A 21,200-nucleotide genomic window follows, 5' to 3' on the forward strand; every position below is an offset into this window, starting at 1 on the left:
TTTTGACTTGGGATTTTTTATGCGTAACATTTCTCTACAAATTACTACTAATAATGTAGTAGTTACATTAACTTGAAGTAAATATGAAGAAAGAAAACCAGTATACTAAAGGAATAGGCATAGGAATGCTGATTGGAGCTGTAATTGGTATAGTAACAGATAATATTGCCTTATGGTTAAGTCTTGGTCTTGTGTTTGGCGCAGGTTATACTAAACATAGGCAAGAAAAAAATAAAGATAGTAAAGATAATGAGGTTTAAACCTCAGTTTTAATAACATAAAAACCGAAACATTTACGCTTCGGTTTTTTTATACAATTAGTTAAATATTTTATTTTAAATCAGCCAACTCAAAAACCATATACTGAATTAATCGTGCAACATTAGAATCCTCTTCTGTATTGTTCTCAGTATGAAATGACGAATAAAAGACACCGCCATCACCATGTAAAAAAGTAAAGGCTAAATCTTTGTTATCCGTTAGACCATTATAATCAACTAGACCGTTTAGCCAAGGTAAAACTGTATTCTCATCATAACTATCCACGACTTGCCAACCTGGAAGAAATTCATCGATAACTATGTTGTTATCTACAATTGTGATATTAAAATTTAATTCTAACCAGTCGATTAGGTCATTATTTAAAATTTCAGCTTCAGTAGACAATGAATCTCCTGTTCTGTATGGTTCATAAAAATCAATATAATCTTCACCATTATTGGTGATATCATTTAAATACACAAAAGCATAATCCGTAGAATAGAGTAGACCACCATTAGCTACGTAATCGGTAATATTATTACCAAAATCAGTTTTACTTTCACTTAATCCGCAGTTTAAGAAGATAATATCATAGTCATCCATGAGGTCTGGAGATTCAATAAAATCTGCAAATGTAAAGTCTACATTAGGTTCTAATATAGGATTGTCAGGTCTACTCATAGTGCCATGTGTATGAGATACGTTATGGCTTCTGTCTAAAATATTATTTCCTTCAATAATATCAAAAAGAGGTTCTTGTGTAATTGGATTAACTAAACCCAAATTATATAAAACACCTTCTATATTATCAAAAGCTCCTGTGACGACTGCAATATTTGGGAATTCTGTAATTGAAATATCGCTTAGGTCAATATCAAAAATATCATCTAAAGTGATGGATCTTGAAGCTGAAAATAAGCCTTTAGAAATCTTAACTTCGTAGTCTCCAGTATTTACACCATTTAAAGTAAAATTGCCTTCACTATCTGTTATTGTCTGCTTAATTTCAGTATTGCCTCTAAATAATTTTACTGTGGCTTTAGAAACAGCATCTATTCCATTTGGAGTTAAAAATTTCCCTGAAATGCTGTAATCTCCATCTGCGTTTCCTGAATTGTCTTCGGAACAAGACACAATTAAAAATAAAGCGAGTAAGAGTATGATTGATTTTTTCATAGCGGTTTAATTTATTGATTAGTTTCTTAATAGATGTAAAAAATGTAAATAGGTTGCGTGAGGTTTTTACAAGATACTAAAATTGTACTATTTTTAAAGATAATCTAGTTTAGATTATAAAAAAGAGTCTTATAAGATGAGGATTTTACAAAAGTATTACTTAATGTTATTGGCATGCCTTGCTTTAGTCGGTTGCAGTAGTGATAACGATGACAATACTAGCACTCAAGACCCAATTATAGGTGCATGGTATTATATAGCACAATTTGAAAATAATGTTGAAACCACTGTAAACGATTGTGAACCATCAACATTGGAATTTACTGCAGACGGAGACCGAACAGATGTATACTACGATGATAATTCGGGAGATTGTGTAGTTGTTGATACAGTCAATATAACCTGGGAACGGTTAAATGATGGTAATTATGAGTTTACACAGAATGGATTCACATTTTCAGAGACTGTTATTTTCGAAAACGATAATACTACATTAACCTTAGAGTCCTCTGATACTGATGGTAATGGGAATATTATTACTTACAGATTCGTTTATAATAAGGTTTTACCTATTTAAATAGTCTTTCTTAGGTTTACTTTATTTAAAACTATCGAAATTAATTTACCGTAGTGTTCAATTCTATAGATATTATTTCAAAAACTTTTGATTAAAACTATACTGTTATTTAACTACATTTGCAATCGCAAAAATAACAATATATGAAAGCCGGAATTGTAGGATTACCAAACGTAGGAAAATCAACATTATTCAACTGTCTATCTAATGCCAAAGCGCAAAGTGCCAACTTTCCGTTTTGTACTATAGAGCCTAACATTGGTGTGGTAAATGTACCAGATCCTAGATTATCTAAATTAGAAGAATTGGTAAACCCTGAGAAAGTTATTCCTGCAACTGTTGAGATTGTAGATATCGCTGGCTTAGTAAAAGGAGCGAGTAAAGGCGAAGGATTAGGTAATCAGTTTTTAGCAAACATTAGAGAGACTGATGCTATACTGCATGTATTGCGCTGTTTTGATAATGAAAACATAGTGCATGTCGATGGCTCAATAGATCCTATACGAGATAAGGAAACTATTGATATGGAATTACAATTAAAAGATCTGGAAACGGCAGAGAAGAAGCTAGATAAAGTAAAACGTGCTGCAAAAACTGGAAATAAAGAAGCGCAAAAAGAAGAAGCTGTGCTTTTAAAAATAAAAGAAGGGCTTGAAGCGGGTACTTCTGTTAGAGCTTTAGAATTTACTGATGAAGATTACGAAGATTACGTAAAACCTACACAATTTATTACAGATAAACCTGTAATGTATGTATGTAACGTCGATGAAGGTGCTGCAACTACAGGAAATGCTTACGTAGATAAAGTAAGAGACGCTGTACGAGATGAAAATGCCGAAGTTTTAGTTTTAGCCGTAGGTACAGAAGCAGATATTAATGAATTGGATGATTACGAAGAACGTCAAATGTTTTTGCAAGATATTGGTTTAGACGAGCCAGGGTCAGCAAAGTTGATTCGTTCTGCCTACAAGCTATTAAAGCAACAAACCTATTTTACAGCTGGTGTAAAAGAGGTTAGAGCTTGGACTGTAAACATCGGAGCTACTGCGCCACAAGCTGCTGGAGTCATTCATACAGATTTTGAAAAAGGTTTTATTAGGGCAGAAGTGATTGCTTATGATGATTATGTTTCTTATGGCAGTGAAACTAAGGTTAAAGAAGCCGGTAAAATGCGTGTTGAAGGAAAGAATTACATTGTTAAAGATGGTGATGTAATGCATTTCTTGTTTAATATATAGCTATTGGTCTTATACCATCTAAACTTTAAGTGACACTTTAATCATCTTTGGGTCTAAAGGTTAAAATACGTTTATGCCCCAAATTATTATTAAGACAGAAATTAGTGTCCAAATAGATATTTGTTTCGATTTGGCTAGAGACATAGGGTTTTACTACAATTCACTTAAGAAGATAACAGAAATTCCGGTAAGTGGCAAAATAACTGGTTTGATTGAAGCTGGTGAGTATGTTACTTGGGAAACTAACCACCTCAATTTAATGCAACACCTGACGTTAAGAGTTACTGAGTTTAACAAACCATACCTGTTTGTAGATGAAATGGTAAAAGATAAATTTAAGTCCTACAGACATGATCATATTTTTGAATACCTTAATGGAAAAACAATAATGACTGATAAGTTTTATTTTGAATCCTCTTATGGAATTCTGGGAAAGATTATAGACAAACTATTTTTAAAAACCTATTTTGAGAAACAAATTAAGACGAGGAATGAAATTTTGAGACAAAAGGCTGAAGAATTATCTTGTGTAGTATAAGGTCTTAATGTTCTCAACAACATTGCCATTTTATTGTTAATTACTTTGTATAAAGGGTGTTTCATTTTTTAAGCTATAGTCTTATATTAGCGTTTCATCAAATTTTTTCGTCCTTAATTTTATGGCAGAACAGTCTAACTATACTGAAGATAATATACGCTCACTCGATTGGAAAGAACATATCCGTATGCGACCAGGTATGTATATCGGTAAATTAGGTGATGGCTCTTCGCCAGACGATGGTATTTATATTCTCCTTAAGGAAGTTTTAGACAACTCTATTGATGAGTTTGTAATGGGAGCTGGTAAGAGTATAGAAATCTCTATTCAGGGCGAACGCGTCATTGTACGCGATTACGGTCGTGGTATTCCGCTTGGTAAAGTTGTAGATGTAGTATCTAAAATGAATACAGGTGGTAAATACGATTCCAAGGCCTTTAAAAAATCTGTTGGTTTAAATGGTGTTGGGACAAAAGCGGTCAATGCTTTATCCTCATATTTTAGAGTAGAATCTACCAGAGATGGTAAATCGGCTTCTGCAGAGTTTGAATTAGGAGAATTAAAAGATGAAGAATTTTTAGATGATACTTCTCGCAGAAAAGGGACTAAGGTTAGTTTTATACCTGATAATGGTATTTTTAAAAATTATAAATACCGCAATGAGTATGTCGTAAAGATGCTTAAAAACTATGTGTATCTCAATCCTGGATTGACCATAGTTTTTAATGGCGAAAAGTATTTCAGTGAAAATGGACTCAAAGATCTTTTGTCTGAGAATATTAATGATTCCGATTTGCTTTATCCAATTATACACCTTAGAGGTGACGATATTGAAGTCGCGCTTACACACAGTAAAACGCAGTATAGCGAAGAATATCATTCGTTTGTTAATGGACAAAACACCACACAAGGTGGAACACATTTAGCGGCATTTAGAGAATCTTTAGTAAAAACCATTAGAGAGTTTTTTGGTAAAAATTACGATGCTTCTGATGTTAGGAAGTCAGTAGTGTCTGCCATTGCTATTAAAGTTATGGAGCCTGTTTTTGAGAGTCAGACAAAAACCAAACTAGGGTCTACAGATATGGGTGGAGATTTACCAACAGTAAGAACTTATATCAATGACTTTGTAAAAACTAATTTAGATAATTATCTGCATAAAAATCCTGATACTGCTGAAAAAATACAGCGTAAAATCCTTCAAGCTGAGCGCGAACGGAAAGAATTATCAGGTATTCGAAAATTAGCAAAAGATAGGGCAAAAAAAGCAAGTCTTCATAATAAAAAATTACGCGATTGTCGTGTGCATTTTGGTGATACTAAAAACGAACGTAGTTTAGAAACGACGTTATTTATTACAGAGGGAGATTCTGCTTCTGGAAGTATTACAAAATCTAGAGATGTGAATACACAGGCTGTATTTAGTTTAAAAGGGAAGCCATTAAACTCGTATGGTTTGTCAAAGAAGATTGTATATGAAAATGAAGAATTTAATCTTTTGCAAGCAGCTTTAAATATAGAAGAATCAATAGAGGATCTGCGTTATAACAATATTGTCATTGCAACTGACGCTGATGTCGATGGCATGCATATTCGACTGTTGTTGATTACATTCTTTTTACAATTTTTCCCTGAGTTGATTAAAGAAGGGCATTTGTATATCCTTCAAACTCCACTGTTTAGAGTGAGAAATAAAAAAGAAACGATATACTGTTATTCGGAAGACGAGCGCAAAGCCGCTATTGATAAATTAAAACCAAAACCAGAAATCACCCGATTTAAAGGATTAGGTGAGATCTCACCAGATGAGTTTAAGCATTTTATAGGTGAAGACATTCGTTTAGATCCTGTAATGCTAGATAAAGACATGTCTATTGAAGAGTTGTTGTCATTTTACATGGGAAAAAACACTCCTTCACGTCAAGAATTTATTATAGAAAACCTTAAGGTAGAACTCGATATTGTTGAAGATACTATATGAGAACAGACAATAGAAAAGTAAAAAATACGGTAATTTCTATTTACTTTATTCTGATTGTATCGGCAATATTGCTGGCTACAGTTTTTAAGTATCTAAATGTGTTTACTAATAGCTCATTTATAATTTTTATTAGCGTTTTTGCTTTGATAATTATATTTCATTCTATAGCTGGCTATTTTGAATACGATAGCGATGGCGCAAAAGTAAGTGTAATAAACAAAGGGTTAATATTAACCGAATACGTTAATTACAGAGAGCGCAAGATTGAATTTACACGAAGTCAACTCGTTGGTTTTAAGGTTAGAAATTATATTATATACAAGTCATTGGTATTGATGATAAAACATCAAGACGGACAAAAATCTAAGGAACGCTTTAATATTACTTTAGTGAGTCGAAAAAAACTAAAATATGTAAAGCAATCCTTGAATAAAACAATTAGACAAAACAGAAAGCGAAAAGTAGGATAGATGACAGAAGAACATGACGATATGTTAAATGAAGATTCAGGTAACCAGGAAACCATTACCAAGGTTACAGGTATGTATAAGGATTGGTTCTTAGATTACGCCTCTTATGTAATCTTAGAGCGTGCTGTACCTGCTATAGAAGATGGCTTTAAACCTGTACAACGACGTATAATGCATTCTATGAAAGACCTGGACGATGGTCGTTATAATAAAGTAGCGAATATAGTTGGTCATACCATGCAATATCACCCACATGGTGATGCCAGTATAGCAGATGCCATGGTGCAAATTGGTCAGAAGGATTTATTAATTGATACTCAGGGAAACTGGGGAAATATTCTAACAGGTGATAGAGCAGCAGCCTCTCGTTATATTGAAGCCAGACTCTCTAAGTTTGCCTTAGATGTTGTTTACAATCCTAAAATCACAGAATGGCAGGCGTCGTATGATGGACGTCGTAAAGAGCCTGTAAATCTTCCAGTAATGTTTCCGCTATTGCTAGCGCAAGGAGGAGAAGGAATTGCTGTAGGTTTATCCACTAAAATATTACCACACAACTTTATTGAGCTAATTGATGCTTCGGTAAAGCATCTAAAAGGAAAACGATTTACGCTTTTACCAGATTTCCCAACAGCGGGAATAGCAGATTTCACTAACTATAATGATGGTTTACGGGGTGGAAAAGTTAGAGTGAGAGCTAAAATTTCCCAACGCGATAAAAACACCTTGGTGATTACTGAGATTCCATTTGGAACCACAACATCATCATTAATTGATTCTATTCTAAAGGCCAATGATAAGGGTAAGATAAAAATCAAGAAAATTGAGGATAATACAGCTGCTGAGGTTGAGATATTAATTCATTTACCGTCAGGTCTTTCACCAGATAAAACAATTGATGCGCTTTATGCTTTTACAAACTGTGAAACATCCATATCTCCTCTAGGTTGTGTTATTGAAGATAATAAACCATTTTTTGTAGGTGTTTCGGAGATGCTACGTCGTTCTACAGATAATACTGTCCAGCTTTTAAAGCAAGAGTTAGAAATAAAACTGGGTGAATTTGAAGAACAGTGGCACTTTGCGTCTTTAGAGCGGATTTTTATTGAAAATAGAGTATATCGTGATATTGAAGAAGAAGAAACGTGGGAAGGTGTAATAAAAGCCATTGATAAAGGTCTTAAACCGCATATAAAACATTTAAAACGTGCTGTGACTACAGAAGATATTGTGCGTTTAACAGAAATTAGAATTAAGCGTATTTCTAAATTTGATATTGATAAAGCCCAACAGAAAATCGATGCCTTAGAAGACCAAATAGCTGAAGTAAAGCACCATTTAGCAAATCTTATAGATTATGCGATAGCCTATTTTGAGCGATTAAAGAAAGAATACGGTGAAGGTAAGGAACGTAAAACCGAGATTCGCATTTTTGATGATGTCGACGCAACCAAAGTTGTTATTAGAAATACAAAGCTTTACGTTAACCGCGAAGAAGGTTTTATTGGTACCTCTTTAAGGCGTAATGAATATGTTTGTGATTGTAGTGATATAGATGATATTATTGTGTTTACCAAAGAAGGGAAGATGATGGTGACTAAGGTAGATTCTAAAACCTTTATTGGTAAAAATATTATACAAGTTGCGGTATTTAAGAAAAAAGATAAGCGTACCATTTACAATATGATTTACCGAGACGGTAAGAAAGGACCATCTTATGTAAAACGATTTGCCGTTACTAGTATGACAAGAGATCGCGAATATGATCTAACTAACGGAAATAAAGGTTCTGTAGTTTGGTATTTCTCTGCAAATCCCAATGGTGAGGCTGAGGTTGTTACCATTATGTTACGTCAGGTTGGTAGTATTAAGAAATTGAAGTGGGATTTAGATTTTGCAGATATTCTTATAAAAGGTAGGAACTCAAAAGGTAATCTTGTCACTAAATATTCCATAAAAAGGGTAGAGCTTAAAGAAAAAGGTGTGTCTACGTTAAAACCACGTAAAATATGGTTTGATGACACTGTTCAACGTCTAAATGTAGATGGTCGTGGCGAATTGATAGGTGAATTTAGAGGTGAAGATAGATTGTTAGTGATTACTCAATCTGGTATTGTAAAAACAATAATTCCAGAATTGACAACACACTTTGAAAGCGATATGATTGTCCTTGAAAAATGGATACCTAAAAAACCCATCTCTGCAATTTATTTTGATGGTGATAAAGAGCGTTATTACGTTAAGCGTTTTTTAATTGAAAATGAAGGTAAAGAAGAGTCGTTCATATCAGAACATGCCAATTCACAGTTAGAGATTGTATCTACAGACTGGAGACCAATGGCTGACGTAGAATATAAAAAAGAAAGAGGGAAAGATCGTAAACCTAATATGGAAGTAAATCTTGAAGAATTTATAGCCGTAAAAGGTATAAATGCCTTAGGGAATCAATTAACAAAAGAGAAAATAAACCAAATTAGTTTACTAGATCCACTTCCTTATGAAGAGCCAAAAGAAGTCCATGCAGATGAACTTGAAGTTGTAGATGAAGAAACTGTTTCTGCAGATAATAAATCTAACTCTGGCGCTAAAAAAACATCTGAGGCGAAGTCAAAATCTAACGATAAGGGTAGTGATGATGATAATTTAGATACAAATGACCAAGGTCAGGCAACCTTATTTTAATTGTTCTACAGAATTTTCTGTGTTAAATTTGCTTACGGATCTATCGATAAGCTGTTGTTTATTGTTAGACTTTAATAAACCTTGTTGTATAAGATCATTAAATAAAATTGAAAAGTCCTTTGCACCTTCATAATTTAAATGCTGAGGATCTAAATAATGACTGTTAGGAAAATTCATAGCATCAAAGTCTAAAAATGGAACGTCATTAAACCGATTGTTCAACACATCTTTAAAAACCTTTTCATTACTTGTATCAGGATAAATAGGATGCTGTGGACTTCTAATTAGGAATACCTCTATATTATTTATTTTAAATAAATCAACCATCTTTCTCAGATAAAGTATATTTTTTTCAGATAGAGCATGGCTCGAAGAAATGATAGGTTCAACTCTGTTATTTTCAATCATTTCATCAATTTTGCTTAGTTTGGTAGCGTCATAACCACCTAACTCATCTATATAGCTGTAATCGTTTTTTATGATTCTAAACAAATTCTTTCGTGTTGCAACAGAATAACTAGACAGTAAATCTGTAGAGTTATTTTTAAATAATAGCTCAAACTCATCTCGCTCCATAAATGGGCTATAAAATGGAAGGAAATAAGACATTTTTTCATAACTCCAAATCCAATCGTCCATAACACTATCTACCTGATTATTGGTAAATTCTATAAATACAGTTTTTATATGATTGTTATCCGAAAGCAGCTTCTGTGCCTTTTGATAATTGTAAAAGTAGGATTCACCCGAACCTGAAAGATTAATAGAATTTGTAACTATTGAATCATTTAAAGAACATGCAGAATGTGAGTGACCTAGTATTAATGTGGTCTTAGTATCGCTAATTTTAAAACTAGCTTTAGATTTTACAACAAAGTTCACCAATAAAACAATGGTGACTATTGCTATAATTGCAATGACATGAAAACTAATTATTTTTTTAATAAACTCTTTCATGTTAAAACTGGAAATATATAAATTCTTGTTCTTTACCAATGAATAAGAAAATTAAACATACGATGACTAAATAAAAGCCCATTCGTAGACTTCTATTCCATTTCAATCCTAATTTTTCAATTCCATATTGATTCTCTCTTCCCAACCATTCAATTAAGAGTAAAAATCCAATTAAAATTAATACCTCTACGGCATGCGTTCTATTTTCAAATTCTGGAATAGAAAATAAACTTTGAGAAAATATACCTTTTAAATAACTAATGGCATGAGCGACTGAATCTGCTCTAAAGAAGATCCAGGCAATAACAGTTAGTCCGAAAGTTATTAATATACTAACTATAGTTTTAAACGCTGGAATTAGTTTTCCTTCCGCTGCTATTCCTATATTATTTCTATTAAGATTGGTTAATAATAACGGTAAAAAATAAATGGCATTAAGTGCTCCCCAAACTATGAATGTCCAATTTGCGCCATGCCAAAAACCACTCACAATAAAAATGATAAATGTATTTCTTACTTTCATGGCTGTACCACCGCGACTTCCTCCAAGCGGAATATACAAGTAGTCTCTAAACCAGGTTGATAACGATATGTGCCAACGTCTCCAGAATTCCGCAATATCTCTTGAAAAATACGGGAATGCGAAATTTTGCATTAAATTAAATCCAAAGAGCCTTGATGTACCAATCGCTATATCAGAGTAACCAGAAAAATCACCATAGATTTGAAATGTGAAGAATAAGGCTCCGAGAAGCAGCCCACTGCCTCCATAAGCATCAGAATTATTAAAAAATTCATTAGCAAATTCAGCACAGTTATCTGCAATAACCACTTTTTTAAACATTCCCCAAAGGATTTGTCTTAGACCGTCAACAGCTTTATGGTAATTAAAATTTCGTTTGGTATAAAATTGTGGCAGTAGATTTGTAGCTCTTTCAATTGGTCCTGCAACTAACTGAGGGAAAAAGCTAACAAATGCTGCGAAAACGACAAAATTATTAGTTGGTTCTAATTTTCGTCTATAAACATCTATAGTATAACTAAGCGTTTGAAATGTATAAAAACTAATTCCTACTGGTAGAATGACCTGTAACGAGTTGGCGTTTAACTCAGTACCAAATAATCGGAATGATTCTACAAGATTGTCTAGAAAGAAGTTATAATATTTAAAAAACCCAAGAAATCCTAAATTTACCAAGATACTTATCCAGAGATAAACCTTTCGCTTAGATTGATTGTCTTCTTTTAATATTAATCTACCGACAGTAAAATCTACAATGGTACTAAAAACAATAAGAGATAAAAATCTCAAGTCCCACCAGCCATAGAAAACATAACTAGCTATTACAATAAGTAAATTTTGAAGCTTTAAATTCTTTTGGCAAAAAAACCAATACAGAACAAAAACCACAGGTAGGAATATTGCAAAGTCTATTGAATTAAATAGCATTACTCATTATTTACAGATTTGGGCTAATATATTTCTTAAATATTCGAGAAATATAGGAATTGGTAAATTTCTAAACACAATAATCATTAAAATTTTAGTTAAGTGGGCTAATTATCACGTTCTATTACTAAAACATTCTCTAATATAGTGCCAAATCGTTTACCTAATTTTAATAATGCAGATTCTGAATAATGCAAGCTGTCAGATTGCAATTTCAAATCATTAGTTCTGGTGTAATAGGTGTGAGGGATCGTTTTAGAAATTCTTAATAATGATGTATTCAAAATTTCTTTTGCATTCGGTTTAACGGCTTTAGCTGAAAGCTCCGTGTAGATAATAGGTAGATTGTTGTTGTTGAATTTAGATCGTGTTTGGCTTATTAATTGCATGAAGTATGCTTCATAATCTCGACTTAACGTTTCAGAAGTAGCGTCAGTTTCACCTTGAGACCATAACAGCGCACAAACTCGATGATTATAACCATTTAGAATATCATCTGTAAAACTTTTCAATTCATCTAACAGGTGTCCAGTGCTTTGATTATTATCTCTATTCAAACCATCAATATCAACCCAATCTTTAATTGAGGAACCTCCAATAGCGTATTTAATTAGGATAAAGTTTCGATTTGGAAATCTTTTATTAAGGTATTGCGATAAGCTTATTTCAGGTCCAAACGTATTTGTTAAGATATTAAATTCTGTATCTGTACCATGATTGATATAAACGATATTATTTGGTAGTGTATCATTTTCAAGCTCCTTTAAATCGCCCAGACCAACCATGTTAGACTGCCCAGCCATTATTACAACATCATAGAATTTAGTTTTGTCTAGTTGAGTTTTATTTATTATTGAAGATTTATCCTCTTTGCAACTTATGCTAAAAGTTAAGATAACTACCAATATCAATATATAGTGTGTTCTCCACATTAAGCTTTGGAGTTTTTCTTTGATTTGTGGTTTAAAAATTCAACAAACAATGAGAATGCTATCGCAAAATAAAGATAGCCTTTTGGAATAGCACCTACAGATTTGCCGAAGAATTCTGTATGTGATAAGTGAGCTGCTTCTGTTATAAGCATAAATCCGATTAAAATTAAAAATGCTAATCCTAAGATCTGCATACTTGGATTCTTGTCAATAAATTTTCGGATAGGATTAGCAAAACCAATCATAACGACAATAGAAATAACAACAGCTATAACCATTAAAACAAGATTATAGTTATTGTTAGGATGTAGACCATTAGTCATACCAACAGCTGTTAAAATTGAATCTACGGAAAAAATAAAGTCAATAATTAATATCTGTACTATGGCTTGAGATAATGATTTTATATTTTTTGACTTGACTTCATCTTCATCATGAGAGGGAGTTTCTACCTTTTCTCTAATCTCAGAAGTGCTTTTATAAATAAGAAACATACCACCTGCAAATAATATAATAGCCTGCCAACTTATGGCAATAGACAACCAATCTGTGTTCAATTTATAAAAAGGCTCACTTAAACTAACTAAAAAAGATACAAACAACAGGAGTATAATACGCTGTACCATAGCTAGTATTAATCCTATGTTTGTTGCTTTACCACGCTGATTTTCTGGTAATTTGTTCGCTGCAATAGATATGAAAACTATGTTATCTATTCCCAGAATTATTTCTAAGAACGTAAGCGTTATCAATGCCATTATTGCATCAGTTGTAAATAAAAATTCAAGCATAATGATTAATTGATCTTAGTTGCAATACCCTTCTGTACGTTGAGTGGTTTATTCGGTTTCTTGACAGCAAGTTTATATTCAAAAGTATATGAATTGTCTGAAGTCGAAAGGATTTTCATGTGTATAGCATCTTTGTCAGCGTTACTTTTTGGATTTAATTTTTTCAATATAAACTCACAATCGTTAATCCAGCGCACTGAGGATGAATCTACTTTTCCTTCGTAATAATCAATATTTAAAGAGTCTGTCCTGGTGAATTGGCCTGTTTTTTCAATACCATTGATAGTGTAATTAAATTCAAATTCACCTGTTTTAAAATCTACACAATTACGCTCTACTTCATAACATCCAACTAATATTATAGCTGATAAAACAATAAAAAAACGCTTCATAAAATCTCTTTTAACAAAGATAATGAATAGAATAATGATTTTTAAGGCTTGTAACTTTTAAAAGTACCATCCTTATAGAAGATAACAATTTTGTCAATTTCTGAGTCCGGTGTTACTTTTTTTGAAATTTCAGTTGTATTGCCTTCAGAAAAATTAGATTCAGGGACTTGAGATATTTTTTTTGTTTTAGGAAATTCTCCTTTGCCATTTAAAAGCCAATACAATTCTACTTCGGGATAGGAGTGAAGTACCTTCATTACAAAATCTAAACTTGGTTTATTTCTACCAGATAATATGTGCGAAATACTAGAGCGTTGTACACCTATTTTTTCGGCAAAACCAGAAGCCGTTTCGTCGTAAAAATCAATGACCTTTTGCAGTCGTTTAGTAAAATCACTTGAGTTTATCATTGTAAACCGTTGTTTGAGTAAAATAACGTTACAAATGTAATCAATCGTATAATCATTCTATTAATTTTGACTAAAAAAGAATTATAAATATTAAATAATTAGTTTAACTAAAAATTTTAGTACACTGAAAATAAATACAATATATTTTAAAAAATAAAAGCATTGAATTATTTTCAATTGTAAAGGTTGAGCAGGAGTAATAATCTGTGTCAACTGTATACGGTTGTAACAAACGTATATCATTTCGCTGTTTACAAATGTAAAATAACAATTGACTACATTTGTAAAGCATTAAAAAAGCATATGGAATTAGATTATCTAAATAAGCTGTATAAATCGAATAAAGTAAACGAGGTTTTTGGAAGATATATTACAAACAATCATTTAGAAAATTTTATAAAATCTCATCCAGAATTTACGTTTATAACTATTGGAAAGTCTGTTAAAAATAATCCTATTTACGGTATTAAAATTGGAGCTGGTAATAAAAAGGTGTTACTGTGGTCTCAAATGCACGGAAATGAACCTACTACAACCAAAGCAATATTGGATTGTTTAAGTCTGTTTTCTCTCGATGAAGATGTAAAAAAAGAAATTCTGAGTGCCTGCACACTTTTTATCATCCCAATATTAAATCCTGATGGTGCGTATAATTATACGCGTTTTAATGCCAATGATGTTGATTTGAATAGAGATGCATTACATCTATCACAACCAGAAAGTAAGGTATTACGATCTGTGTTTAATGATTTTAAACCAGATTTTTGCTTTAATCTTCACGGTCAACGCACTATATACAATGTTGGAAAGACTAAGAATTCAGCTACTTTGGCATTTTTATCTCCTTCTGAAAATGAAGAACGATCCCTAACAGATACTAGAAAAGTTGCTATGTCTATAATAGCAGAAGTAAATGATTTGTTACAAAAAGAGATTCCAGAAAGTGTAGCGCGTTACGATGATAGTTTTAACCTTAACTGTGTTGGCGATATGTTTCAGAGTTTAGAAGTACCAACATTATTATATGAAGCAGGTCATTGTAATAACGATTACCAGAGGGAAGAGGTTAGGCGTTTAGTGTTTTTTGCTATTTTAAAAGGATTAAAAACTATTGCTACTAATTACGATGTTTCAAATTACAAACGCTATTTAGAAATACCCGAAAACAATAAAAAGTTTCATGATATTATAATAAGGAATGCTAGGGTAGACCTCAATTCCTCGGATTTACAAGATATAGCTATACAATATAAAGAAGTTCTTATTGAAAAGAACATTGTATTTATTCCACAAATTGTTAAGATTTCAAGTCTCGATGAGTTTTATGGTCATAGGGAAATTGATGCTAAAGGAAATATTGTAAAATCAACTGAAAATTTGGAATTAAAACTAGCTAACGAAAACGATTTCGTACTGATAAATAATGAAAAAATCTCATTAAAACCTCTAAATTATTAGCTTTTAGTGCGTAATTGTTAATGAAAATGTCTTAATTTTGCATTTAGTTTAAAGATTATTCAATTATGCCAAAGTTTAAATTAGACGATATTGACCACCAAATTCTTGATATGTTAATCGATAATACGCGTATTCCCTTTACGGATATTGCGAAAAAATTATTGATTTCTGCAGGTACTGTCCATGTACGAGTAAAGAAAATGGAAGAAGCAGGAATTATTAAAGGATCTTCCTTGACCTTAGATTACAAAAAACTAGGTTATTCTTTTATTGCCTACGTAGGTGTATTTCTTCAAAATACTTCACAAACACAATTCGTCTTAGAACGTATTGCTAAAATACCATATGTGACTGTAGCACATATTACAACTGGAAAATTTAATATCTTTTGTAAAATTAGAGCACAAGACACTATGCATGCGAAGGAAATTATTTTTTTACTAGATGATATTGAAGGAGTTTACAGAACGGAAACAATGATATCATTAGAAGAAAGCATTAATGATAAAAAGCGTTTAATGCACACTATTTTTAACGAATTATAATTAACACTTAATAGTATTTCAAAAATCCTTAGTTAATTGATTATCTAGGGATTTTTTGTTTCAAACCAAACCTATGATTTCTGATTTACTGAATTCAACCGAATATAATCCATATTATAAGTCATATATAGACTTTGCTGCACATTCAAATATTATCTTGGGTTTAAAAGCGAATTTAGACTCTGTGGTTCAGTTTTATTCTAACATAGAGACAGAAAAACATAATTATGCCTATGCTCCTGATAAATGGACTATAAAAGATATATTGTTGCACATCATTGATACAGAACGTATTTTTTCCTACAGAGCGTTACGCATCTCAAGAAACGATATGACTCCAATGGCAGGGTTTGATCAAGATGATTATGTTGTAGCAGGTCAAGCTAATAAGCGTTCTTTAGAAAGTTTAATCGCAGAATTTAAAACTGTACGGGAGGCCACGATTTCTTTATATAGTAGTTTTAATGATGATATTTTACAGTTAATAGGTAATGCGAGCGGCTCTAAAATCTCTGTAAGGGCAATAGGTTATATTGTTACAGGCCATGAAAACCACCATAATCAGATTATAATAGATCGTTACCTTTAAACTGATTTATAGTATTCAAACGCTTCAAAGATGAGGTCATTACTCACTTCAGAATCAATTTTGGCCTTTCCAATAGATTCTAGAAGCACAAACTTTATGATTCCATGACTATTCTTTTTATCGTACTTAAGTAAATCAATAATAACATTGAGGTCATTATCATTAAATTCTACCTTAGAAAAAGAGTTTAGAATCCCGTTGGTAATAGTAATTAATTCTACGGCTTTAAGACCAGTTAACTTAGATGAAATATAAGCTTCTAATATCATTCCTACAGCAATAGCTTCGCCATGAAGAAGTGTAGTTTTTTCTTCATTTTCTAAGAAATAACTTTCTATCGCATGACCTAGTGTATGACCAAAATTTAGTGTTTTTCTTAAACCTTGTTCTCCAGGATCTTCACTTACAATATTATTTTTTATAATAACAGAATCGTAGATTAACTGATCTAAAGCAGAAATATCCATTTGTTCTAAATTTGTTAATCGCTCCCAATAAGCTCGGTCTTTTATTAGTCCGTGCTTTAACATTTCGGCATAACCAGACACCATATGGTTTTGTGGCAAGGTATTTAAAAACGACGTATCTATTAGCACCATACTTCCTTCGTTTATTATACCGATTTGATTCTTTAACGCTCCTAAATCTACTCCAGTTTTTCCTCCAACTGAAGCATCAACCATAGCTAATAAAGAAGTAGGCACATTTATGTAGTCAATTCCACGCATATAGGTACTTGCAACAAATCCACCTAAATCGGTAACTACACCACCACCTAAATTTATTAATATGCTTTTTCGATCTGCATTATACTCTGATAACGCTTCCCATACACCAGTGCATATGTCTATAGTTTTATGATCTTCTCCCTCTGGCATTTCCATTACTTCCACGACAATATCTCCAGATTCCATATGAGATAAAAATTGAGGTAGGCAATCTTTATGAGTATTAGTGTCTACAAGAACAAATATTTTTGAAGGATGTTTATCTGTAATATACTTATTTAGCTGACTAAACACTTCAGAATTAAAATGTATAACAGCATTTTTTGTGGAAATAGAATTCATTTTTTAAGTAAAATTGAAGTTGTGAAAATACTTAGTTTTCTGAAAAAGAAAGCGTGATATTAAATATATTTGCAAAAATAAATTGCCAGAAATGATAAATCACAATCTTTTTGAAAATACTGCGACTGCATTCACATTAAAATCAGATACAGAATTAGAACGTGCGTATTTTTTATTTAAAATGATTTCTTCACAACCATTAGTACGCATAGGTACAGCGGCTACAAATTTTGCAATAAAAGCAAATTTACCAGTAGAAGGCTTAATTAGATCTACTGTTTTTGATCATTTTTGTGGTGGAGTTAGCGAAGAGGATTGCTTGCCAGTTATTGATAACTTGTTTACAGAAGGTGTGAGCTCAGTTTTAGATTATTCCGTGGAAGGCAAGGAAACAGAGGAACAATTTGATAATGCCGCTGAAAAAATATTAAAAATTATTCATTTTTGTGATGAGAGAGAAGCCATGCCAATTGTAGTTTTTAAACCTACTGGTTTTGGACGCTTTTATCTATATCAAAAAAAAACAGAGGGTAAGGAATTTACTGAAAGTGAACAAATAGAGTGGAATAAAATAGTTTAACGTTTTGATGCGGTCTGTAAGTTAGCTAAAGAAAAAGATGTCGAAGTTTTAATAGATGGTGAAGAAAGTTGGATGCAAGATGCTGCAGACGAATTAGTTGCGGATATGATGCGGGTATATAATAAAGAAAAAACCATAGTTTATAATACCTTGCAGTGTTATCGTTGGGATAGGTTAGATTATCTCAAGAAACTGCACGAAAAAGGTAAAGCAAACGGTTTTAAAATAGGTATGAAAATTGTACGCGGCGCATATATGGAGAAGGAACGAAATAGGGCAGAAGAGATGGGATATGAGTCTCCAATATGTGAAACTAAGAAAATCACCGATGATACTTTTAACGATACATTATCTTACATTCTAGAAAACTTAAATGATATCTCAGTATTTATTGGTACTCACAATGAAGCTAGTTGTTATTTAGCGATGGAATTGATGGAAAAATATAATATACGTAAGGAAGATAACAATGTATGGTTTGGGCAATTGTATGGTATGAGCGATCATATTAGTTTCAATTTGGCAGCGTCAGGGTATAACGTCGCTAAATATATTCCTTTCGGTCCTGTTAAAGATGTTATGCCATATTTAATTAGAAGAGCAGAAGAGAATACATCTGTTGCTGGTCAAACTAATAGAGAACTTTCATTACTAAAAACAGAGAAAAGAAGACGAAAGTCATAAATCCGTAAACTGATTACTATTTTCAGGCTTTCTTTTTAGAGAAAAGGTCATACCATTTTTTATTTCTCGAAGGATTGTTTCCGTACCCATAACCATAGCCATAACCCTTTCTGCCTTGTTTTGTGCCATTTAGCAACATAGTCATATGTGGTAATCGTTTGTCTTCGTACATGGTTTTAGCGACAGCAACTAGCTCTCGCTTATCAATGTCTTCTGCACTTACAACATATATAAACATGTCAGCATATTTAGAAATTAAAAGTGTATCACTGACTATACCAACAGCAGACGTATCTGCTATTATGTAATCATATTGACTCTCTAACTCATTAAAAAGTTCACCGACTCTATTGCTCATTAATAATTCTGAAGGATTTGGTGGTATTGTTCCAGAAGGGATGATATCTAAATAAGAATTATCCTTGTGTTTAGTTATAATTTGATTTGGTTTTATGGATTTATCTACAATATAATCAGAAAGACCTTTTTCAGATTTAGGCTTTAGATTTAAATAATCCATAATCTTTGGAACTCTAATATCCATTTCAATCAATAACACAGATTTTTCTGAATATGCTATCGACATCGCTAAATTGGTACTTGTATGCGATTTACCTTCTTGTGGTCTGGTAGATGTAATAAATAGCTTTTTTGCACTTTTATCTAAACCTTTGAGCATAAAATCAATATTAGAACGTATAATTCTATAAGCTTCAGCTTTTGGCGAGTAATCTACCTTTTTTACTAGTTGCTTCTTTTTACTTGTTCTTGGTACATCTCCTAAATACGGAATATCTAATATTTCTTCTAAATCATCTTTATCGTAGATTTTTGTATCTAATAAGTCTTGCACAAAGATGAAGCCAAAAGGAATTGCAAGCCCTAGTAAAAATGCTGCGATATACGTAAACATTTTATTTGGAGCTACAGGTTCAAAAGAAGAGTAGGCTTGATCTATAATTTTTGCATTCGGTGAAAACATCCCAAGTCTAATAGCAGACTCTTCTCTTTTTTCTAATAAGTATAAGTAGAGTGATTCCTTAATACCTTGCTGGCGCTCAATACTTCTTAACTCTTTAGCTTTTGTTGGTGCTGTATACAATTGGCCTCTAATACGAGCATCCTCTTGATTTAATGTATTCAATGTGATTTCATTGGTACGTTTCATATTCTGTAGAGAATTTTCTAAATTAACCTTTAACGCATCTATCTGGTTATTAAGGTTAATCACAACCGGATTGCTTTCACTAGAATTTTGAAGAATACGATCTCGTTGTGCGACAAGTTCATTATGATTTTTAGTAACCTGAGCTATGTTAGGGTCACCTATACCAATATCTGCAGGTAATAAGTCTGATGATTTACTATTTTGATTTAACTCTTCACTTAGAAATTCAATCAGCTGTATTCTATTAGCAACATTGGTAATTTGAGCATCATTTTGCTTCTCGGCTTGTAAGTATATATCTGCTTGTGTTCCAAGAGCGGTTAATTTATTTTTTTTCTGAATTTGCTCGGCTGTAAAATCTACTTCTTCAAGCTCTTGAAATACAATCTGTAGTCTATTATTAATAAAATCAGAGGTTACCTTGACCACATCTTCTTTATCTCTTATTACATCTTTGTTATATTCTCTTATGAGTTGATTAAGTATATCTATAGCTTTTTGTGGTATATTTTGATTTAGCTCTAAAGTAATTACACTAGAGCCTTTGTCTGTCGCCATCTTAATGCTATTTTGATACATCCCAACAATAGCACTAACATTTCTTATCGATATTTTTAGGTTGCTTCCTATTTTAGGCGAAAAAGCACCAATATTTGGAACTAAAACAATATCTCCAAAACCTGTTTTTATTCTATCACCAAATGCAAATAACTTAGCTTGTGCCTCATCTCGTTCTAAAATCGACTTTCCATCATTTTTAAACATTAAGAAATCTGATTCTGATTTTATTTTAATGTAAAACGTGGTATCTACTTGGTGAATTATAGAATCGCTTGCAAAAAAACTAAGTTCAAGAGGAGGGTTTTTGTACAACTCTTGTTCTTTTATTTTGCCTTCTTCAAAATATTGGATATTGAGTTTTAATTGTTTAACCACATTAGCAATCAAGGTTCTTGATCTAATGGTTTTAATTTCATCAATAATTTTATTTGTACCATCGGAAAACAAACCTTGAGTTTGTATATCCTCAATTCCAGGTAGTTTTTTTGATTGTCTCTCGTCTTTAATTTTAATTGTTGCAACAGCTTTATATTGGTATGTAGCATATCTTAAATATGTATAGCCTAAAGCTAATGAAAGCACTAAGCAAACTACGATTAACTTCCTTTTTGACAGAAATAAATCGAACTTTTTTCTTATTTCATTAGATTTTGATGCAACGTTAGATTCCATATTAAAAACTTATAAATT

At 32.1% G+C, this 21,200-nt stretch carries 19 protein-coding genes and 1 pseudogene; 11 read left to right on the top strand and 9 right to left on the bottom strand.

The genetic code is table 11. From position 1 onward, the window contains the following. The first annotated feature begins 83 nt into the window (after positions 1–83). On the top strand, positions 84–260 hold the full coding sequence (locus ACTG3Y_RS01815; RefSeq protein WP_439151215.1) for a hypothetical protein: 177 nt from the start codon (positions 84–86) through the stop codon (positions 258–260). A 70-nt stretch (positions 261–330) separates the two neighbouring features. On the opposite strand, the gene ACTG3Y_RS01820 is transcribed toward ACTG3Y_RS01815, so the two are convergent. Beyond that, positions 331–1,437, bottom strand: a complete 1,107-nt coding sequence (locus ACTG3Y_RS01820) for a carboxypeptidase-like regulatory domain-containing protein (protein WP_439151216.1) — start codon at positions 1,435–1,437, stop codon at positions 331–333. Positions 1,438–1,573: 136 nt separating this feature from the next. Between ACTG3Y_RS01820 and ACTG3Y_RS01825 the strand changes: the two genes are divergently transcribed. The 6 genes from ACTG3Y_RS01825 to ACTG3Y_RS01850 all read left to right on the top strand — a co-directional run bounded on the left by ACTG3Y_RS01825 (position 1,574) and on the right by ACTG3Y_RS01850 (position 8,923). After that, positions 1,574–2,014: a lipocalin family protein gene (locus ACTG3Y_RS01825; protein WP_439151217.1), complete on the top strand. Its 441-nt coding sequence runs from the start codon at positions 1,574–1,576 to the stop codon at positions 2,012–2,014. A 143-nt stretch (positions 2,015–2,157) separates the two neighbouring features. Continuing rightward, a complete protein-coding gene (gene ychF / locus ACTG3Y_RS01830; RefSeq protein ID WP_439151218.1) occupies positions 2,158–3,252 on the top strand; it encodes a redox-regulated ATPase YchF in 1,095 nt (364 codons plus the stop codon). A 73-nt stretch (positions 3,253–3,325) separates the two neighbouring features. After that, complete coding sequence (locus ACTG3Y_RS01835) at positions 3,326–3,790, top strand: SRPBCC family protein (RefSeq protein ID WP_439151219.1); 465 nt, start codon at positions 3,326–3,328, stop codon at positions 3,788–3,790. Positions 3,791–3,911: 121 nt separating this feature from the next. Further along, positions 3,912–5,771, top strand: a complete 1,860-nt coding sequence (locus ACTG3Y_RS01840; protein WP_439151220.1) for a DNA topoisomerase IV subunit B — start codon at positions 3,912–3,914, stop codon at positions 5,769–5,771. Beyond that, positions 5,768–6,241: a hypothetical protein gene (locus ACTG3Y_RS01845; protein WP_439151221.1), complete on the top strand. Its 474-nt coding sequence runs from the start codon at positions 5,768–5,770 to the stop codon at positions 6,239–6,241. The genes ACTG3Y_RS01840 and ACTG3Y_RS01845 overlap by 4 nt, the downstream gene beginning before the upstream one ends. Further along, positions 6,242–8,923: a DNA gyrase/topoisomerase IV subunit A gene (locus tag ACTG3Y_RS01850; RefSeq protein ID WP_439151222.1), complete on the top strand. Its 2,682-nt coding sequence runs from the start codon at positions 6,242–6,244 to the stop codon at positions 8,921–8,923. Here ACTG3Y_RS01850 and ACTG3Y_RS01855 read toward each other — a convergent pair. The 6 genes from ACTG3Y_RS01855 to ACTG3Y_RS01880 all read right to left on the bottom strand — a co-directional run bounded on the left by ACTG3Y_RS01855 (position 8,915) and on the right by ACTG3Y_RS01880 (position 13,855). Then, a complete protein-coding gene (locus ACTG3Y_RS01855; RefSeq protein WP_439151223.1) occupies positions 8,915–9,880 on the bottom strand; it encodes a hypothetical protein in 966 nt (321 codons plus the stop codon). The genes ACTG3Y_RS01850 and ACTG3Y_RS01855 overlap by 9 nt on opposite strands. A gap of 1 nt (position 9,881) precedes the next feature. Next, positions 9,882–11,330: an MBOAT family O-acyltransferase gene (locus ACTG3Y_RS01860; protein ID WP_439151224.1), complete on the bottom strand. Its 1,449-nt coding sequence runs from the start codon at positions 11,328–11,330 to the stop codon at positions 9,882–9,884. Between the two features lie 107 nt (positions 11,331–11,437). Beyond that, positions 11,438–12,262 carry a sialate O-acetylesterase gene (locus tag ACTG3Y_RS01865; RefSeq protein ID WP_439151225.1) on the bottom strand — a complete coding sequence of 275 codons (825 nt, stop codon included), beginning with the start codon at positions 12,260–12,262 and terminating at the stop codon, positions 11,438–11,440. Further along, positions 12,262–13,053, bottom strand: coding sequence for a TerC family protein (locus ACTG3Y_RS01870; RefSeq protein WP_439151226.1), 792 nt, complete (start codon positions 13,051–13,053; stop codon positions 12,262–12,264). Before ACTG3Y_RS01870 ends, ACTG3Y_RS01865 begins: the two co-directional genes overlap by 1 nt. Positions 13,054–13,058: 5 nt before the next feature. Next, complete coding sequence (locus ACTG3Y_RS01875; protein WP_439151227.1) at positions 13,059–13,445, bottom strand: hypothetical protein; 387 nt, start codon at positions 13,443–13,445, stop codon at positions 13,059–13,061. Positions 13,446–13,486: 41 nt separating this feature from the next. Beyond that, positions 13,487–13,855 carry a helix-turn-helix domain-containing protein gene (locus ACTG3Y_RS01880; protein WP_439151228.1) on the bottom strand — a complete coding sequence of 123 codons (369 nt, stop codon included), beginning with the start codon at positions 13,853–13,855 and terminating at the stop codon, positions 13,487–13,489. Between the two features lie 303 nt (positions 13,856–14,158). On the opposite strand from ACTG3Y_RS01880, the gene ACTG3Y_RS01885 reads away from it, so the two are divergent. The 3 genes from ACTG3Y_RS01885 (at position 14,159) to ACTG3Y_RS01895 (ending at position 16,447) form a co-directional block, all read left to right on the top strand. Continuing rightward, entirely contained in the window at positions 14,159–15,313 is a 1,155-nt protein-coding gene (locus tag ACTG3Y_RS01885; protein WP_439151229.1) for a M14 family zinc carboxypeptidase, read from the top strand. Positions 15,314–15,378: 65 nt separating this feature from the next. Beyond that, positions 15,379–15,858: an Lrp/AsnC family transcriptional regulator gene (locus ACTG3Y_RS01890; protein WP_439151230.1), complete on the top strand. Its 480-nt coding sequence runs from the start codon at positions 15,379–15,381 to the stop codon at positions 15,856–15,858. A 73-nt stretch (positions 15,859–15,931) separates the two neighbouring features. Next, positions 15,932–16,447 carry a DinB family protein gene (locus ACTG3Y_RS01895; protein ID WP_439151231.1) on the top strand — a complete coding sequence of 172 codons (516 nt, stop codon included), beginning with the start codon at positions 15,932–15,934 and terminating at the stop codon, positions 16,445–16,447. Here ACTG3Y_RS01895 and aroB read toward each other — a convergent pair. Continuing rightward, positions 16,444–17,517: a 3-dehydroquinate synthase gene (gene aroB / locus ACTG3Y_RS01900; RefSeq protein WP_439151232.1), complete on the bottom strand. Its 1,074-nt coding sequence runs from the start codon at positions 17,515–17,517 to the stop codon at positions 16,444–16,446. The genes ACTG3Y_RS01895 and aroB overlap by 4 nt on opposite strands. Positions 17,518–17,608: 91 nt before the next feature. On the opposite strand from aroB, the pseudogene ACTG3Y_RS01905 reads away from it, so the two are divergent. Then, positions 17,609–18,781, top strand: a pseudogene (locus ACTG3Y_RS01905) (proline dehydrogenase family protein). A 22-nt stretch (positions 18,782–18,803) separates the two neighbouring features. On the opposite strand, the gene ACTG3Y_RS01910 reads toward ACTG3Y_RS01905, so the two are convergent. Continuing rightward, a complete protein-coding gene (locus ACTG3Y_RS01910; RefSeq protein ID WP_439151233.1) occupies positions 18,804–21,182 on the bottom strand; it encodes a GumC family protein in 2,379 nt (792 codons plus the stop codon). Between the last annotated feature and the right edge of the window lie 18 nt (positions 21,183–21,200).

Source organism: Winogradskyella sp. (genome assembly GCF_965656915.1).
GTDB lineage: Bacteria > Bacteroidota > Bacteroidia > Flavobacteriales > Flavobacteriaceae > Winogradskyella.

Coding starts and splice junctions, on each gene's coding strand:
- ACTG3Y_RS01820 (WP_439151216.1), bottom strand. CDS start 1,437: ATGAAAAAATCAATCATACTCTTACTCGCTTTATTTTTAATTGTGTCT.
- ACTG3Y_RS01895 (WP_439151231.1), top strand. CDS start 15,932: ATGATTTCTGATTTACTGAATTCAACCGAATATAATCCATATTATAAG.
- ACTG3Y_RS01850 (WP_439151222.1), top strand. CDS start 6,242: ATGACAGAAGAACATGACGATATGTTAAATGAAGATTCAGGTAACCAG.
- ACTG3Y_RS01865 (WP_439151225.1), bottom strand. CDS start 12,262: ATGTGGAGAACACACTATATATTGATATTGGTAGTTATCTTAACTTTT.
- ACTG3Y_RS01885 (WP_439151229.1), top strand. CDS start 14,159: ATGGAATTAGATTATCTAAATAAGCTGTATAAATCGAATAAAGTAAAC.
- ACTG3Y_RS01860 (WP_439151224.1), bottom strand. CDS start 11,330: ATGCTATTTAATTCAATAGACTTTGCAATATTCCTACCTGTGGTTTTT.
- ACTG3Y_RS01825 (WP_439151217.1), top strand. CDS start 1,574: ATGAGGATTTTACAAAAGTATTACTTAATGTTATTGGCATGCCTTGCT.
- aroB (WP_439151232.1), bottom strand. CDS start 17,517: ATGAATTCTATTTCCACAAAAAATGCTGTTATACATTTTAATTCTGAA.
- ACTG3Y_RS01890 (WP_439151230.1), top strand. CDS start 15,379: ATGCCAAAGTTTAAATTAGACGATATTGACCACCAAATTCTTGATATG.
- ACTG3Y_RS01910 (WP_439151233.1), bottom strand. CDS start 21,182: ATGGAATCTAACGTTGCATCAAAATCTAATGAAATAAGAAAAAAGTTC.
- ACTG3Y_RS01875 (WP_439151227.1), bottom strand. CDS start 13,445: ATGAAGCGTTTTTTTATTGTTTTATCAGCTATAATATTAGTTGGATGT.
- ACTG3Y_RS01835 (WP_439151219.1), top strand. CDS start 3,326: ATGCCCCAAATTATTATTAAGACAGAAATTAGTGTCCAAATAGATATT.
- ACTG3Y_RS01815 (WP_439151215.1), top strand. CDS start 84: ATGAAGAAAGAAAACCAGTATACTAAAGGAATAGGCATAGGAATGCTG.
- ychF (WP_439151218.1), top strand. CDS start 2,158: ATGAAAGCCGGAATTGTAGGATTACCAAACGTAGGAAAATCAACATTA.
- ACTG3Y_RS01870 (WP_439151226.1), bottom strand. CDS start 13,053: ATGCTTGAATTTTTATTTACAACTGATGCAATAATGGCATTGATAACG.
- ACTG3Y_RS01840 (WP_439151220.1), top strand. CDS start 3,912: ATGGCAGAACAGTCTAACTATACTGAAGATAATATACGCTCACTCGAT.
- ACTG3Y_RS01845 (WP_439151221.1), top strand. CDS start 5,768: ATGAGAACAGACAATAGAAAAGTAAAAAATACGGTAATTTCTATTTAC.
- ACTG3Y_RS01880 (WP_439151228.1), bottom strand. CDS start 13,855: ATGATAAACTCAAGTGATTTTACTAAACGACTGCAAAAGGTCATTGAT.
- ACTG3Y_RS01855 (WP_439151223.1), bottom strand. CDS start 9,880: ATGAAAGAGTTTATTAAAAAAATAATTAGTTTTCATGTCATTGCAATT.